At 44.8% G+C, this 16344-nt stretch carries 12 protein-coding genes and 1 tRNA gene; 11 read left to right on the plus strand and 2 right to left on the minus strand.

Annotated elements, in window-relative coordinates; genetic code table 11:
- The first annotated feature begins 31 nt into the window (after positions 1–31).
- The 7 genes from L9Q39_RS14380 (at position 32) to L9Q39_RS14410 (ending at position 8156) form a co-directional block, all read left to right on the plus strand.
- Positions 32–118: transfer RNA gene (locus tag L9Q39_RS14380), tRNA-Leu, on the plus strand.
- 463 nt (positions 119–581) lie between these two features.
- Entirely contained in the window at positions 582–1955 is a 1374-nt protein-coding gene (locus tag L9Q39_RS14385) for a CmpA/NrtA family ABC transporter substrate-binding protein (RefSeq protein ID WP_237485796.1), read from the plus strand.
- Positions 1956–2018: 63 nt separating this feature from the next.
- A complete protein-coding gene (locus tag L9Q39_RS14390) occupies positions 2019–2987 on the plus strand; it encodes an ABC transporter permease (protein WP_237485797.1) in 969 nt (322 codons plus the stop codon).
- A gap of 10 nt (positions 2988–2997) precedes the next feature.
- Positions 2998–3840, plus strand: a complete 843-nt coding sequence (locus L9Q39_RS14395; protein WP_237485798.1) for an ABC transporter ATP-binding protein — start codon at positions 2998–3000, stop codon at positions 3838–3840.
- Positions 3841–4191: 351 nt separating this feature from the next.
- Entirely contained in the window at positions 4192–4836 is a 645-nt protein-coding gene (locus L9Q39_RS14400; protein ID WP_290369160.1) for a class I SAM-dependent DNA methyltransferase, read from the plus strand.
- Between the two features lie 185 nt (positions 4837–5021).
- Positions 5022–5459, plus strand: a complete 438-nt coding sequence (locus L9Q39_RS14405) for an RDD family protein (protein WP_237485800.1) — start codon at positions 5022–5024, stop codon at positions 5457–5459.
- Positions 5460–5939: 480 nt separating this feature from the next.
- On the plus strand, positions 5940–8156 hold the full coding sequence (locus tag L9Q39_RS14410; protein ID WP_237485801.1) for a transporter substrate-binding domain-containing diguanylate cyclase: 2217 nt from the start codon (positions 5940–5942) through the stop codon (positions 8154–8156).
- Positions 8157–8383: 227 nt separating this feature from the next.
- On the opposite strand, the gene L9Q39_RS14415 is transcribed toward L9Q39_RS14410, so the two are convergent.
- On the minus strand, positions 8384–8704 hold the full coding sequence (locus L9Q39_RS14415) for a heavy metal-binding domain-containing protein (RefSeq protein WP_237485802.1): 321 nt from the start codon (positions 8702–8704) through the stop codon (positions 8384–8386).
- 168 nt (positions 8705–8872) lie between these two features.
- On the minus strand, positions 8873–11341 hold the full coding sequence (locus L9Q39_RS14420; protein WP_237485803.1) for a TonB-dependent receptor plug domain-containing protein: 2469 nt from the start codon (positions 11339–11341) through the stop codon (positions 8873–8875).
- Positions 11342–11521: 180 nt separating this feature from the next.
- Here L9Q39_RS14420 and L9Q39_RS14425 point away from each other — a divergent pair, with 180 nt between their 5' ends.
- Genes L9Q39_RS14425 through L9Q39_RS14440 form a run of 4 tightly spaced genes read left to right on the plus strand, consistent with a single transcriptional unit; the run spans position 11522 to position 16335 of the window.
- Positions 11522–14308: a M16 family metallopeptidase gene (locus tag L9Q39_RS14425; RefSeq protein WP_237485804.1), complete on the plus strand. Its 2787-nt coding sequence runs from the start codon at positions 11522–11524 to the stop codon at positions 14306–14308.
- Between the two features lie 3 nt (positions 14309–14311).
- Positions 14312–15316 (plus strand): putative transporter, encoded by a 1005-nt coding sequence (locus tag L9Q39_RS14430; RefSeq protein ID WP_237485805.1) that lies wholly within the window; start codon positions 14312–14314, stop codon positions 15314–15316.
- Positions 15306–15926 (plus strand): MotA/TolQ/ExbB proton channel family protein, encoded by a 621-nt coding sequence (locus L9Q39_RS14435; protein WP_237485806.1) that lies wholly within the window; start codon positions 15306–15308, stop codon positions 15924–15926. Before L9Q39_RS14430 ends, L9Q39_RS14435 begins: the two co-directional genes overlap by 11 nt.
- Positions 15919–16335 carry an ExbD/TolR family protein gene (locus L9Q39_RS14440; RefSeq protein WP_237485807.1) on the plus strand — a complete coding sequence of 139 codons (417 nt, stop codon included), beginning with the start codon at positions 15919–15921 and terminating at the stop codon, positions 16333–16335. Before L9Q39_RS14435 ends, L9Q39_RS14440 begins: the two co-directional genes overlap by 8 nt.
- The last annotated feature ends 9 nt before the right edge of the window (positions 16336–16344 follow it).

Raw genomic sequence — 16344 nt, forward strand, 5'->3', positions numbered from 1 at the left:
GATGGTGTCTCCATCGCAACAAGTTTTGCGTGCCCTGGTGGTGGAATTGGTAGACACAAGGGATTTAAAATCCCTCGGCGTTCGCGCTGTGCCGGTTCAAGTCCGGCCCGGGGCACCATCTCTTCAAGCTCTCAACTTAGGTTGGGAGCTTTTTTTGTTTTCTGGATTTGATAAAATATCCTCGCTTGCCAGTGCTGATAGAATCTTTCGCCGTCCTGTTCTACATTTCTATACCAATTGTCCCATTTCATCGAAAAAACAGCGCGATTTTGCTCTGTCTATTGCTGCGATTTAATCACTACTCCAGCTAATCCCTTATTCCTCAAAGAAGTAACCCTTTAGGGTTATCCGAAAAAAAATTATATGGTGCGCGACGCACTATTAACATGCACGCTCATTGAGCATCGCTTTTTAGTTAATCCTAACCTTATGTATTTAATGACTTTTTCAAGTTGGCACGTTTGTTGGATTGTAACTAGCAATCGTTAAGTGTTACCAGTTGTTATTTTTAAGGTTACAAGAATGAAAAGGTGAGTTATCCGCACTGATTCATAGATAACCGCCCCAAAAGGAGAAAGCGAATGAAATGGAAATCAACTATCAAAGCATCGGCGGCTTGTATCGCGCTATCATCCTCTCTTTATATGCCAGCGGCATTGGCAGAGTTGGGTGAGCCTGAGCTAGAGGATCTCAAGTTTGGTTTTATTAAGCTCACAGATATGGCGCCACTCGCAGTCGCTTATGAAAAAGGTTTCTTTGAAGATGAAGGTCTTTACGTCACCTTGGAAGCGCAGGCGAACTGGAAGGTTCTGCTTGACCGAGTGATCGACGGTGAATTGCAAGGTGCGCACATGCTCGCGGGTCAGCCATTAGGCGCGACGGTTGGTATTGGTACCAAAGCGGAAATCATTACCGCGTTTAGTATGGACCTGAACGGCAACGCAATCACGGTATCAAATGATACGTGGGAGCAGATGAAGCCGCACATTCCAAAGCAAGCAGATGGTAAACCAGTTCACCCTATCAAGGCGGACGCACTTAAGCCGGTGGTAGAAAGTTACCTAGATGAAGGTAAGCCATTTAACATGGGAATGGTATTCCCAGTTTCCACGCACAACTATGAGTTGCGTTATTGGTTAGCCGCGGGTGGCATTCACCCAGGTTATTACGCACCTAAATCTGGCGACAACAGTGGTCAGGTTGATGCTGATGTTCTACTCAGTGTTACCCCTCCACCACAAATGCCAGCCACAATGGAAGCGGGCACTATCAAGGGCTACTGTGTGGGTGAACCGTGGAACCAGCAAGCGGTATTTAAAGGTATTGGTACGCCAGTCGTGACTGACTACGAGATCTGGAAAAACAACCCAGAGAAAGTATTTGGTGTATCTAAAGAATGGGCTGAGAAATACCCGAATACGCATATCCGTGTTGTGAAAGCCTTGATTCGTGCGGCGCACTGGTTAGATGAAAACAACAACGCTAACCGTCCAGAAGCAGTGAAAATCTTAGCTAAGAGCCAATACGTTGGTGCTGATTATGAAGTAATTGCTAACTCTATGACAGGTACATTTGAGTACGAAAAAGGCGACAAACGTGATGTGCCAGATTTCAACGTATTCTTCCGTCATAACGCGACTTACCCATACTACAGTGATGCGATCTGGTATTTAACTCAGATGCGTCGTTGGGGTCAGTTACCAGAAGCTCAATCCGATGAATGGTACATGGACGTGGCGAAAGAAGTTTATCGTCCAGACATCTATAAGCAGGCTGCAGAAGCGCTTGTTTCAGATGGCGTATTAACCAGCAAGGACTTCCCAGACTTTAAGTCAGAAGATGGCTTTAGAGCGCCACAGACTCACTTCATTGATGACATCGTTTATGACGGTCGTGAGCCTAACGCGTATATAGAGAAATTCTCAATCGGTCTTAAAGGAAAAGACAAAGTTTAGGACGCTGTGCGCAGTAGCCGCTGGGCTGCTGCGCTCGCTACAGGGAAGTAACAGGAGTAACTTATGTCGAGTAATGTCATTTCGTTAATGCCCAGTCGAAAGATTGTGGTTAACAAAAGCAAAATTATCTTTTTTCCTATCATCGGTATTTTGGTGTTTCTTATGTTTTGGCACTTAAGTGCAAAACAAGTCGAGACATCACTGGGTACGCTGCCAGGCCCAGTTCAAACCTTCCAGCAATTCAGTAACTTAGTTTCTGAGCACTGGGAAGAAAGGGAGAAAGAAGAGAAATTTATCGAAAGGCAAGAGAAGCGTAATGCGGCTAAATTGGCGAAAAACCCAGATGCAAAGGTAAAAATTCGCCCTTATACAGGTAAACCTACCTTTTTTGACCAGATAGTGACCAGTCTCTTTACCGTAGCTTGCGGATTTTTATTAGCGACGCTGATCGCGGTGCCGCTCGGTATTGTGCTTGGCCTCAACAACGGTGCGTACCAAGCCTTTAACCCTATTATCCAATTGTTAAAACCGGTCTCACCACTGGCGTGGCTACCGATTGTCACCATGGTGGTCAGTGCAACTTATGTCAGTGATGACCCGATGTTTGCTAAATCGTTTGTTAACTCACTGCTGACCGTTGCTCTGTGTAGCCTGTGGCCAACGCTGATTAACACCGCAGTAGGTGTGACCAGTGTCGACAAAGACCTGATCAATGTGAGTAAAGTATTGCAGCTTTCTTGGTGGCAACATATCCGGACTATCGTGCTGCCGTCAGCGATTCCGATGATCTTTACCGGTCTACGTCTATCATTAGGTATTGCTTGGATGGTGCTGATTGCGGCAGAGATGCTGGCGCAAAACCCCGGTCTTGGTAAATTTGTTTGGGATGAATTCCAAAACGGTAGCTCTGCTTCGCTTGGTCGAATCATGGTGGCGGTCATTACTATCGGTTTCGTTGGTCTACTGCTAGATCGTGGCATGTTACAACTACAGAAGTGGTTGTCTTGGAATAAACAACAAGCGTTGCGTTAAGGAGAACATTATGTCTAAACCATTACTCGATTTAACCCAGTTAGGGATGCGTTTTCCAACGCCAAACGGTGAGTTTATTGCGCTTAAAAATGTCAATTTTCAGATAGAAGAAGGGGAGTTTATTTCTCTGATTGGTCACTCGGGCTGTGGTAAGTCAACGGTTTTGAACTTGGTCGCTGGCTTACATCTTCCTACCGATGGTGGTGTTATTGTGGATGGTCGCGAGGTCGCAGGTCCGGGACCTGATAGAGCCGTCGTGTTCCAGAACCACTCTCTTTTGCCTTGGCTGACCGTGTATGAAAACGTGGAATTAGCCGTTAAACAGATTGCGAAAGGTAAGGGTAAGCATTGGGTTCGAGAGCAAGTGCATCACTACCTTGACCTGATTCAGATGTCGCACGCTTCGGATAAGAAACCTGACGAGATCTCCGGTGGTATGAAGCAGCGTGTGGGGATCGCCCGCGCGTTAGCACTACAACCCAAAGTATTGCTAATGGATGAACCGTTTGGGGCGCTGGATGCCCTGACCCGAGCCCACTTACAAGACTCGTTAATGCGTATTCAAGCGGAATTGAAAAATACGGTCATCATGATTACCCACGATGTGGATGAAGCGGTACTGCTATCCGATAAGATCGTTATGATGACCAATGGTCCTGCTGCAACGATTGGTGAGGTCTTAGACATTAACCTCCCTCGCCCCCGTGACCGCGTTGCGTTAGCTGAAAACAGTGAGTATCAGAAGTGTCGCCAAGCGGTTCTGAAATTCCTGTACGAGAAACAGTCTAAGCCGGAACCTGTCGTAGAAAAAAAGGCAGAGACCACGGAGGTTAAGGAAGTGAAGACGGCTTGAGTTTGAGCTTTGTTGGATGATGAGCCCTGAGATGGAATATCTTGGGGCTTTTTTGTTCAGGCGCACGGTCAATGCGAGTTTTCAATACTAAAAGTTATACGCGATGGTTCCAAGTTTATACATAACACTGGCTGATTGAATTGGATAGTAAATAGCTGAGGGTTAAACTGTTTTAATTGAGAGCGCACTCATAACATCAAAGCCTCATTAGACATACTTTCTCTAAATATCAAATCTAACTTACGGTTTAAGTAATGATTTAGTGGTAACCTTGTTACCAACTAGGTGTTAGGTGTGAATTTCACTGGATGAATTTTGGAATTTATTTGCCTAGTGAGCCTTATGTTATAGGTGCGCGGCTCAAAAGAGGGAATTATGGGTACATATTTTGATGGACAAGCGAGTAATTGGGATGAGTGTCCTTTAAAGCTTGAAAGAGCACAAATCACAGCAAATAAAATAAAGAAAATTGCCTTTCATTCGCATGAAAGTATTGTTGATTTTGGGTGTGGGACTGGATTACTAGGATTGCAGTTTTATAACGAGTTTCAGCAGGTACACCTAGTCGACGCTTCATCAAAAATGTTGGATAAAGCAAAAGCTAAAATCGATGCGGCAAAGATTGATAATACAGAAATTCATAATATTTCAAGCATTTCTGAACTTAAATCAGAGCACTCAGTTATCATGACATTGATGACACTTCATCATATTGAAGATACCAAAGAGTTCTTATTCAATGCATTCAATAAGCTGGAGGAAAATGGTTGTTTAATTATTGCTGACCTCTTTAAAGAAGATGGGGCGTTCCATAAGCACAACCCTAACTTTGTGGGTCACAATGGTTTCGATGTTGAACACTTAACCGAGCTTGCCAAGAATGTTGGTTTTTCGGTAGAACAATGCGGTAGATATTATGAAATTTGGCAGGAAAATTACGAAGGAATTAAAATAGAGTACCCATTGTTTTTGTTTGTCGCACGTAAAATTTCATAGTAAATACTTAGGGTATAAAGATACTTTTAGAATTTTAATGAAGTTTTTTAGGTGCTTATTCTAACGAATTTCTGTCCATTCAAAAGGTATCTATCAAGTCGCTAGCTATTGAGCGGGTTGTAAGCACTGAAAGGTTCCGCTTATGTTGCGTTATAACTAATTAATAACTTTAACTGGAGTAGCAGATGAAGATAAGGCGATTGATTGCTTATATTATAGATGTCATACCGATAACAATATTTGTGGCTGCATATTTTTGGTATTTCCAAGGTTTTGATGAAACTTTTAGATTATTTATTGATAACCAGAAAGATATGGCTATCAGAGCAATGTTTCTAGAAGAAAGAAATTTAATAAGAAATGTCGCTTCAATTTTATGTCTTGTTTACTTTGTTATTTTTGAAGGGTCAAATACGAAGAATACCATAGGGAAGACAATTCTAAGAATTAGAGTTGAGGATATAGATGGCAATGAACTGACTTATAGGCAGTCGTTTAAAAGAAACATAGCTAAGTTTCTGTCAATTTTGCCCTTTGGGTTGGGGCTGTTGTATCCATTATTTAATAAAGAGCGGCTATTCCTTCATGAAAGGCTTTCTAATACTCGTGTGAGGAAGTTATAACAATACAATCAATGAACTGGTTAACTTTTGATATGTCAATCGTTACTGTTTGAGGAACAGTCCCAAGGTGTAAAGTCTTGGGGCTTTTTTTAGGCACACGATCCATGTGAGTTTTATATGCTAAAAGTTATACGCGATGGTTCCAAGTTATAGACTTGAGGCTATATTCTCTAACTACAATCAGAAATTATTAGTGGAATAAATGACCTTGTGATAGGTGTTTTGAGATATTTATAGTTGCCATTGTTGTTATATACCAGTGGCTCATTCTGATTATTTTGCAATACTTGAATTTATGCTCCTGCGTAACAGCGGCGCTTTTAGATTTTTTGATGCTTAGTCGCCCTTATCGAATTTTTAAGAACATGCTTAATCCACTGTAAAATTAATGTTATGTGTGGCAGGATTTATAGATAACTAACTATAAAACAACAAATTGGCAAAAACCGTCCAATCTAGCAGGGATATGGTGAAATAGCTTTGAACATTATTTACTACGGGTTATCGAGATTGAGGAACATTGCCAGTTTTACTCTCCAATGCCTTATTTTAGTTCTAACAACGAACAGTGCCCTCGCACTTCAGTTAAGTGCCGATGAGCAGGCATATATAGCCCAGAAGAAAGTGATAAAAGTTCACAATGAAACCGATTGGCCTCCCTTCAACTTTTTTGAAAGTGGTCGGGCACAGGGCTTAAGTATTGATGTCATGAACAGAGTGGCTGACGTAACTGGTCTGAAAATAGAATATGTAAGTGGACCTAGCTGGGAGGAGTTTCTCGATATGATGCATGATGGTCAACTGGATGTCATGCTGAACATTGTCGATCTACCGGAACGACGTCAACATTTGAGTTTTACCACCCCCTATGCCAAAAGTCTCAGTGGTATTTTCACAACTAACGAGAACAGTAAAAAAATCTTCAACTTCAATGATCTTAAAGGGAAAACAGTAGCAGTTCCGGCTGGGTTCGATTTGGAAATTAATCTGCCTAAGTATCACCCTGAGATCAAAATAATCGCAGTTAAAGATATACTTGAGTGCATAGAAGCTATTCATTCAGGGCGTGCGGACGCCTTTATGGAGGAAATCGGAGTTGTCGATTACATCATATCGCAGCGTATGGTTTCCGATTTGCGCCTTGCATTTCAGGTTAGTGACGAGCCCTTTATCAGTAACCTCAACATTGCCACCGGCGTCGATAATGTCCTTCTATTCTCTATCATTCAGAAGGGGTTAAACGCTATAACGGCTGATGAGTTAAACCGGATTCGTAAAAAATGGTTACTCAAGGTACATGAGCTCTATGACCAAAGCATGGTTAACTTGAACGTCACCGAGAAAGAGTATCTCTTCGCAAATCCGGAAGTAAAAATCTGTGTAGACCCTTCTTGGCCACCACTTGATTTTATAGATGATAATGGCGTACACAGTGGTCTTTCCGCTGATCTTATTAATAAGATAGCAAAACGGATTGGCGTTCGTCTCAGATTAGTCCCAACGGCTACGTGGGAAGAGACCTTAGACAGTCTTAAGGCGGGAAAATGCGATATCATCCCTTTGATGAATGAAACGAAAGAAGCAAAGCGTCATATTGATTTTACTCAGGCTTACTTTCAGTTCCCAACTGTAATTGCGACTCATGATGACGCCTCCTTTATCGGTGATTACACCGAACTTTATGGTAAGAAAGTGGCCCTTCAGGCTTACTACTTTATTACCGACTATGTTCGTGAGCACCACCCACAGATAGAAATCATTGAAGTAGAAAACACTCGAGAGGCCTTAAAGCTAGTTAGTGGACAAAAGGTTTTTGCTACAATCGATGGACTTCCTAATGTCGTCAACAGCGTCGAAGCTCTAGCACTGGAAAATATTAAGATAGTAGGTTCTGTACCGCAAGAAAACAGCATGAAGCTTGGGGTAGGCAAGGGTAAACAGCCTCTGGTATCCATTTTTCAAAAAGGGATCTCGTCCCTGTCTGAGCAAGAGAAGGTCGGGCTGTACAAAAAGTGGTTTGATATCGAAGTCAGCCGTAGCTTGTTCGACAGTATCTGGCTTGTACGAATTGCTATCCTAGTTGCAATCGTTATGGTTTTTCTGCTCTGGCGACAATTCACTCTCAGTAAGTATGCTAAAGCGATGAATCAACTCAACGCAAAGCTGCGTCATATTGCTACTACAGACCATTTAACAGCGATAGCCAACCGACGCTGCATTGAAAAACAGTTATTATTGGAGTTAAAGAAAAAGCGAACAATTCATGAGCCACTGTCCGTACTGCTCCTCGATATTGACTATTTCAAGACGATTAACGATACCTATGGGCATTTAACGGGCGATAAGATACTCCAAGAGCTTGCGACCCTTCTGACTGGCGCAATCCGCTCGTCCGATTATATCGGCAGGTGGGGAGGAGAGGAGTTCCTCTTTGTCTTACCGAAAACAGAACACTCTCAGGCTGAAATCGTTGCTAAGGATCTGAAGGATAAAATTGAACAGCACGACTTCGGGTTAAATACACCCGTCACAGCCAGTTTGGGTGTGGCTCAGGTTAGGAGTGAAGAAAGTACGGTAGCACTTTTAGGTCGTGCCGATAGGGGGCTTTATCAGGCAAAGAAGCTTGGGCGAAATTCTGTCGTCAATATGGAGCTAGAGTGCTCATTTTTATCTACCAGAGCTTCCGAGCTAAGTTAGAACCTCCTACTCTGATGTTGGAGCGCATAAATTAATGCGATGCGTATTTTTTGATTGTGGCTGGTGTGGTGGGTAGATCCCGCAACAGGTGCGGGATGACGGAGTTAAAAGTGGATGACGGAGTTAATGGTCAATGACGGATTTAAAAGTGAATGATGGAGTTAATGACCAATCATTGAGTTAAAGACCAATGATTGAGCTAATGGCGTCGGATGGCGTTAATCTAATTAGTCAATCACCACCGCGGTTCCGCTGGCGGAAACCATTAACATACCGTTGCCACTGCCAAGCACTTCGTAATCTAAGTCGATGCCGACCACCGCGTTGGCGCCTAGATCGGCGGCTCTTTGTTGCAGTTCCTGCATGGCGATCTCTCTGGCGCGTTGAAGTTCTCGTTCGTATGTCCCAGAGCGACCACCCACAATATCTCTTAAGCCGGCAAACATGTCTTTAAAAACGTTCGCTCCAAGGATGGCTTCGCCTGCGACAACCCCTCTGTAGTCAAGGATGCGCTTGCCCTCAATCTGAGGTGTTGTGGTGATAATCATAGTGTTACCTCTTAACATGAACTCTGAAACCTAGCATGCGCTTAAGGTGGTCACAATGCAAGAGATAGGCGACTGACATAACTTGAAAAAGAGAGCGGGAGTGGAGGTCTTGAGTGGTGTGCCAATAAAAAAGGGAGCCGAAGCTCCCTGATAAAATTAACTCTCTGCTTACATGCTGTATTGCAAGCCTATCCAATACGTTCGACCGATCTGGTAGTTGGTTGCACTGCCAGAGACATCGCTGAATAGGTTCTTCACCTTTACATCGACAAACGCATTATGCTGACCATATTTCAGGAATTGATAAGTTGCGTTCAGGTCTACCGAGGTGACGGAACTGGCTTTTTCTACGTCGTAAATGTCATAGCGTGAACCATCTTCGTCGTAATAGTTATCCCCTGTATCATCAAGGTATTCGTAGCTACCACGGTGATAGAGTGTCGCGTTGGTCATCAGGCGGTCATCAAACCACATTGAAGACCAAGAGACAGAAGCTCTAAATGGCGCCGCATAGTTTTGACGTGCATCGTCTTCCCACATATCCGCCATACTGGTGATTTGACCTTTGTAGTAAATCAGCTCCGCTTCGTCTTCTGGATCGGATGAGTAGTCAATCAAGCCATTGTTTTTGGTTTCAGACCAAGTCACGTTGGCATTGAAGAAGTGCTTTTCGAAGCGACCAGACCATTCGATAGAGTAACCGATGTATTCCGTTTCACCGTTGTTGGTCATTTCGTAGTACTCGTTGCCATCGGCGTCTTCTAGCTCGTCACTTTGAGCGAACTGGTCTTTGCCTTGACGATAAACAGTCTTAAAGCGCAGGTTACCTTCCAACATAGTAGGAATGGTGATAGCTGCAGTCAGTTCATCACTGTATGGCGTGTCGAGATCTGAGTTACTGTATTGGTCGGTAGACGGTTGGGAAGAACACTCATACCAATCACCGACTTCGCCGCCCCAGTCGCCATTTTCATCTTTCATATCGCGCTGGTAACAGGTGTGGCTTGGCACTTGCTCTTTAATCGCATAGCCAATCATTTTGTTACTGAAGTAGCGGTTAGCACCAAGGGTCAAGTAGGTGTCTTGCATAAATTCCCAGTTGGCGCTTAAGCGAGGTGCAATGTTATGGTTATTCAAGAAGTTATCGTAAGAATAACGCGCACCGGCACGCATCTCTACAGAGCTCACTTGAGTAATATATTCACTCCACAATGCATGGCTATAAACACCAACATCGGCATCATATGCGTCATACTTTAGCTGTTTCCATGTCGCCATTTCTGGTGTACATGAGGAATCGTCAGGGTCACAAATAAAGTCTTCGTTTTCAGAAAGCTTGGCTGAGTAGTAGTAGTAAACATCTTCAGGGCGGGCTTTGCTCGCATCGGTGTATTTGACTTCCGCGCCATAATTGATGGTGCCAGATTCAAGCGTGGTCGAGAAAGACGTGCCCCAAGTGTAATCGGTTTGCAGTTGATCGAGTGAACCAATCCCTCCTTGATAGCAACTGCTTGAGGTATAACACCAATCTAACTCATCACCATCCCATTGATAGCGTACATTTTCAGCTTCACGACTGGCGTCGTTATGCATTACCGAGAACTTACTGCTCCAGTCGGTATTATCAAAATAGCCAGTTGCAGAAAGGTAGCCTTGGGTACCGCTTGAGTTGCTGACAATCAAATCATCGATAGCGTTAGCTCGCTCACGCTCACTTTCGTAAGGGCTGTGCATGATCTGTGCTTCAAAGGTCAGATCGTCACGGTATTCATAAACACCTTTAATCAAGAAGTTTTCTGAGCTGTCTGAGTTACCGTAGACTTCACCGCCGTAGTCTTCATCTCTTTGATAGGTGACATCCGACTGACTGTAACTGTAGGACGTTAATACGCTCAGCTTTTCCGTCAGTGGCAGATCAAAGCTCACCGTCGTTTGTGTCTTAGTGAAATCGGGTGGTGAATCGACCTCTTCGTCTTCATCAAGATTCGTCGGTTCGTGATAGTCCACCATGCTGTCGTTCTGATAGCCAGTGCTGATGCTAAAACCGAATTCTTTTTTCGGTTTGCGGATCTCGTAGTTCACCACACCGCCGACAAAGTCGCCATATTCCGCGGAAATGTTGGAATCAAGAACCGTGATATCACCGAGAAGATCGGGGGTGACATAAAGAGATTGAGACGTTTGACCAGTCACATTATTCCAGTCTAAGTCGCCGCCACTTGGGTCCGTCACATCATGGATTGAGGTCGCTGACACGCCATCAATTTGGATGTTGTTGTCGTAGTAGTTACCGCCAGAGATAGAAAAGTTTTGCGGGCGAATATCTTGAATATTCTCCTGCGTCGCATCATCAAGGCTGTTATCCATTTGCACGAACGGCATGGTTTTCAATAGCTGAGTGGTGTCAATGCCACCCGGTTTACTATTTTTGATGGTTTCTTCGGTGATGACCGAGGTACCAGAATCTAGAGGGTCATAGCTCTCATAGATAGAGTTAGTCTGCAGCGAAGTCGATTCCGATGCGTCGCTTCCTTGGACAATTTCGATTTCCCCTAAATCTACAGCTTCGTCAGCAAGGACGACGGTAGGGGAGCCTAGTGCTGACAAAATGGTCAGCGTAATTACATTCTTCTGCATCTTCAATACAACTTAAAAAATTATAAAAATTAATATTTGTAAAATTATGTTTTGATAGGTTGCGAATGATGTAGTAACCTGCCTTCCTCGTCAATACTATTGATAAAAAAAACGATAACTATTATCACTTGAGTTGCGATTTAGTTCCTTTTTTAGCCAATTGTTATCAGGATGTTTAAGATGGCAGTGTTTTTTGCTCGCTTTTTAGCTTTAGCAAGTTTTATATTTTTTCAATCGGTTGCATATTCCCAGTCAATTCAGTGGGATCCGAAGGTGGTCGAAGGGGAGTTGGATAACGGCTTCCGTTACGCATTTTATTCCAGCAGCAACCCTCAAGAGCCGTTTAATTTGCGCTTAATTGTCAACGCCGGTTCGGTGGATGATGAGATGCGCGGAATGGCTCATATTGTGGAACATATGGTGTTTCGTGCTAACCGTGCCCACGACAAAGACATGCATCGTCTGTTCGATCAACTTGGTTGGAAAACCGGTACTCAGGTAAACGCCCTGACGCGTCAGACCGAAACCCAATATATGGTGCGTACCCGTCCCAATGATGCCCTTGATCTGACTCAGTCGATTCAGTTGGTCAACGATCTTGCATTTGGTGCCAAGATGTTAGAAGCCGATTGGAACATTGAACGTGAAGTCATTTTAGAAGAAATGCGTCGCGGTGACGGTGTGGCTAAGCGCGTCAATACGGCTAAGAAGGTCGTGGTGAGAAACGGCTCTCGCTATATTGATCGACCGACGATTGGTTGGAAACAGGATATTCGTGCCACTACGGTCGAGCAGATCCGCGATTTTTATAGCACTTACTATGTGCCGGGCAACATGACTCTGGTTGCCAGTGGCTATATTGAGCGCGACAGCTTTATTGACGCTGTAGAGCAAACCTTTGGCAAAGAAAAAACCAGCCCTGTCCCTGAACGTGACTATGTCAAACTGCCGCTGAAAGCCGGTTTAGTGATCGGTAAAGTTCAGGATCCAATGGGGACGACTTCCGCCGTTACTTATGGCTTTAGAAGCCCTATGTTACCGAAAGGTAATTTCGAGGGTGAATACCAACAACTGCAAAACTACTTTTTGCGCAAACTGGTGAAGTCTCAAGTACGCGCAAGTAAAGCTCTCTATACCGCAGACGCGAGTTCGGTTCACATCACTTTAAGTGAGCCAACCAATGAGCGCCTTATTGTAGCGTTATCGGCGAAAGTGAGCGATCACCCGAAAGGTCTGGAAATTGTTCTGCGAGAGATTGAACGTTTAAAGCAAACCGGTATCTCTGACAGCGAACTTGCTGCGCTGAAGGCTAAAGCAGTGGAGTCGGTGCAACGTAATCGTGAAGTGATCCCTCATCGTGATTTTGCCAAATGGGAAGATAAGATCACCGCAGCGGTGGTACAGGGTGCGATTGAAGAGGATTATTCCATTAAGTCTCAGCGTACGCTGAAATGGATTGATGAAATGACCGCTGAGTCATTGAATCAGCGTCTCGTTGAGATACTGTCTGCACCCGACCAATTCCTGTTTTATCAGATCCCAGGCGGCGTAGAACAAGCACTGCCGACGCAACAGCAAGTTGCCCAAGTCCAGCAGCAAGTGTCGCAAGAGAAGCTAGCGCGTTTAGCGCCTGTTAAAGCAACGTTTGGCAGCAAAAAACCACAGAAAGAAACGATCGTTCTTAAGCCAAGTGATAAATCGCTAGCATCCGCTCGAGTACTGAGTAAACACCGCCATCTTGGTGATGATGTGACCGAGTGGCGCTTAGCAAATGGCGATCGTGTGGTTTGGTTAGACCGCGAGACAGATGGCAATGCACTCTATCTTAAAGCGCTCTCTACTGCGGGCTACTACAACCATCAGCAGCAGCCATGGTTATCACAAACCGCCTATCAGATTTGGCAACAAGCGGATTATGGCACCTTTAATAATCAGCAATTTAATCAATGGCAGCAGCAGGAAAAGATGCAGTGGCAATGGGCGCAAACAGGCTCAAGCTTGGATCTATCGGCACGTATTGCGCCAGAGAAGTTGCGCAACTTGATGAACAACTACCTTGTGATGCAGCAAGAGTGGCAACTGCAAGCAGACGCGTTATCGGATGTCAAACAGAGCTTGCACTCTCTAGTGGAAACGCCAGATGAACAGGCATTAGCCCGTCGTGCTCTGTTGGGTCAGCCAACTCATGCTGTTCCTACGGTTGAACAAATTGAACAGCTAACCCTTGAAGAGTTAACCCAAACCATTCGCGAGTTGCAACAGCAGCCAGTTTCCCTGTTTATCGTCGGTAAAACCAGCGCAAAACAGATTGAAAACAACGTGCTGCCGTTTATGGCGTCGAACCCACGTCAGTTAGGGTTGCAAACCTACAAGCCTCGTTTGCCTGAGGGTGCTCACACCCTTGCTCAGCCTATGTATGACGACCACAAATCAACGGTGACGATCAAAGGCGAGAGCAGCATGACGTGGTCTCCAGAGTCGAGCTTTTTGGTGTCGACGCTGAACCCAATGATTCAGAAAGCACTGAAAAACAAGCTGCGCCATGAATTGGGTGGTGTGTACTCACTACGCTTTGAAATGACGCTGGATAAAGATAACACGGTGCGTACTAATATGAGCTTTACCACCGCGCCAGAGAAGGTGGACATGCTTGTTGCTGCTTACCAAGACGTGATGAGCCAGTTGTCGAGTCATCTGCTAGAGGAAAACTATCCTCGTACCCAAGAAGATATTCGTTTTGCTGAGCAATTGCGCCTACAAGACACCAATACCTGGCTGCGTCGTCTGAGTCTGAGCTATGAGAAATATCAAGCGCCAGACTATCTACGCAGTATGAAAACCCTTGATCAACGGGTAACCGCTGACGAGCTAGACGGTTTTATTCAACACATTTTCCCATTATCCAAACAAGCGGTATTGATTGGGCAGCCAAAGGCGGCGGCAGATCAACCCACACAAGAGTTGTAATTTATGTTTCGTAGTTTCTTTTTAAATAAACAGTGGTTCGCATGGTCATGGATTGGCAGCGCAGTTATTCTGCTGGCGACTTGGTATAAGGTACAACTGGACGTACAGGTCAATGAGTGGTTTGGGGATTTCTATAACAGCATCCAACAAGCCTTGACCAGTCCGGGCGAGGTGACGGCCGGCGATCTCTATGCGCACCTTTTTACCTTTATTAAGATTTCCATCATCTTTGTGGTGGTCGCCATCTTATTAGAGTTCTTTATGCGTCACTACGTGTTTCGCTGGCGTACCGCAATGCACCATTTTTATATGCAGCATTGGTCGAAGCTACGTCATATCGAAGGGGCATCACAGCGCGTACAAGAAGATACCATGCGCTTTGCCAACATCGTTGAACGTCTGGGTGTGTCGTTTTTGCGCTCATTTATGACGCTGTTGGCGTTTCAACCGCTGCTGTGGGAACTGAGCAAGCAGGTGAAAACCGTGCCATATTTCGGCGAAGTCGAGCATGTGCTGATTTATGCCGCTATCTTGTCAGCACTATTCGGTACTGTGCTGCTGGCAGCCGTTGGCGTCAAACTGCCGGGTCTTGAGTTTAACAACCAGAAGGCGGAAGCCGCACTGCGTAAAGAATTAGTGCTGGGTGAAGATAACGAGCAGCGTGCGCAGCCACAGTCGATGAAAGAGTTGTTTTCTCACGTTAGAACCAACTACGTCACCATGTATCGCCACTATCTCTATTTTGACCTGTTTAAGATCTCGTTCTTACAGATGTCAGCGATTTTGCCTTACATCTTGTTAACGCCAACCATCATTGCTGGTCTGATTACATTTGGCACCATGCAACAAATCATTCGCGCCTTTAACAAGGTAGAGGGTTCGCTGCATTATTTAGTGTTTAGTTGGTCAACCATTGTTGAGCTTATTTCGGTTTACAAACGCTTGAAAGCTTTTGAACAACAGATCGATGAGCAAGATACACAGCAGGAAGTCGACTATGCTCAATGATACTTGGAACATCGCGACGGGTGCGCCCTTAGTGCTCTGCTCAGCGTTTGCCGTGGCGCTGATTTTCGAACGCCTGTTTTTTGTTATGCGCAAGCGTGGTTTGACGAAGCCAGATAATAAGTTGATCTTTACCGCGCTTCATGAACACAAAATCAAACAAGCGCTGGAAGTGCTGGGTAAATCAAATACCGGTTATCAATTCGTGGTCGATGAACTCATTCACCACAAAGCGAGCGACAAAGAGGTGCGTGATGAGGCGATTAAGATCATGCTGGTGCGCTATTCGAACCAGTTAAAACGTCGTTTATCAGGCTTGACCACGATTGCCTCTCTCGCGCCAATGCTCGGTCTATTGGGCACGATTGTTGGCTTGATGCGCTCATTCCGCGATATTGGTTTGAGTGATGGACCGGTTAACCCGTCAATTGTTGCTGATGGTTTATGGCAAGCGTTGTCTACGACGGCGGCGGGGATGATCATCGCCGTCATCTGCGTGTTATGTCACGCCTTGATTCAGTCGCGTATTCGTCTTCATCTAACGGAAGCGGCAGACGTACTTAACCACTTCTCGCACTGTATTCATATCGAAGAAGAAAACCAGAATGATTGATCTTAGTGAACCGGAAAGCGGAACATCGCTACAGGACGCGATGACACCCATGATCGACGTTATTTTTGTGCTTATCGCCTTTATGATGCTGATGATCAACGTGCCTTTGATGACGATGGAAGTGGATCTGCCTAAGGCTATGGAAAAAGTGCAAACGGCTGCGGTGAAAAAACAGGTGGTGTCGATTGCGGTACAACCCAATAGCGAGCAGTGGATCGTCAACAACGAGACCGTCGATTCTCTGGAGCAACTAAAAAGCTATTTGCAGACCGAAAAGCAGCAGCATGGCGACCAGTTAAGTATCGTGATTCACAGTGACAAACAAGTGGTGATGGAAAGAGTCGTCAAGTTGTTTGCGACTCTGCAAGCATTAGAACTTAATGTGACCCATCTGGCACTGAAAGATTAGAGCAGACCG

The organism is Vibrio hippocampi, assembly GCF_921292975.1.
Taxonomy (GTDB): domain Bacteria; phylum Pseudomonadota; class Gammaproteobacteria; order Enterobacterales; family Vibrionaceae; genus Vibrio; species Vibrio hippocampi.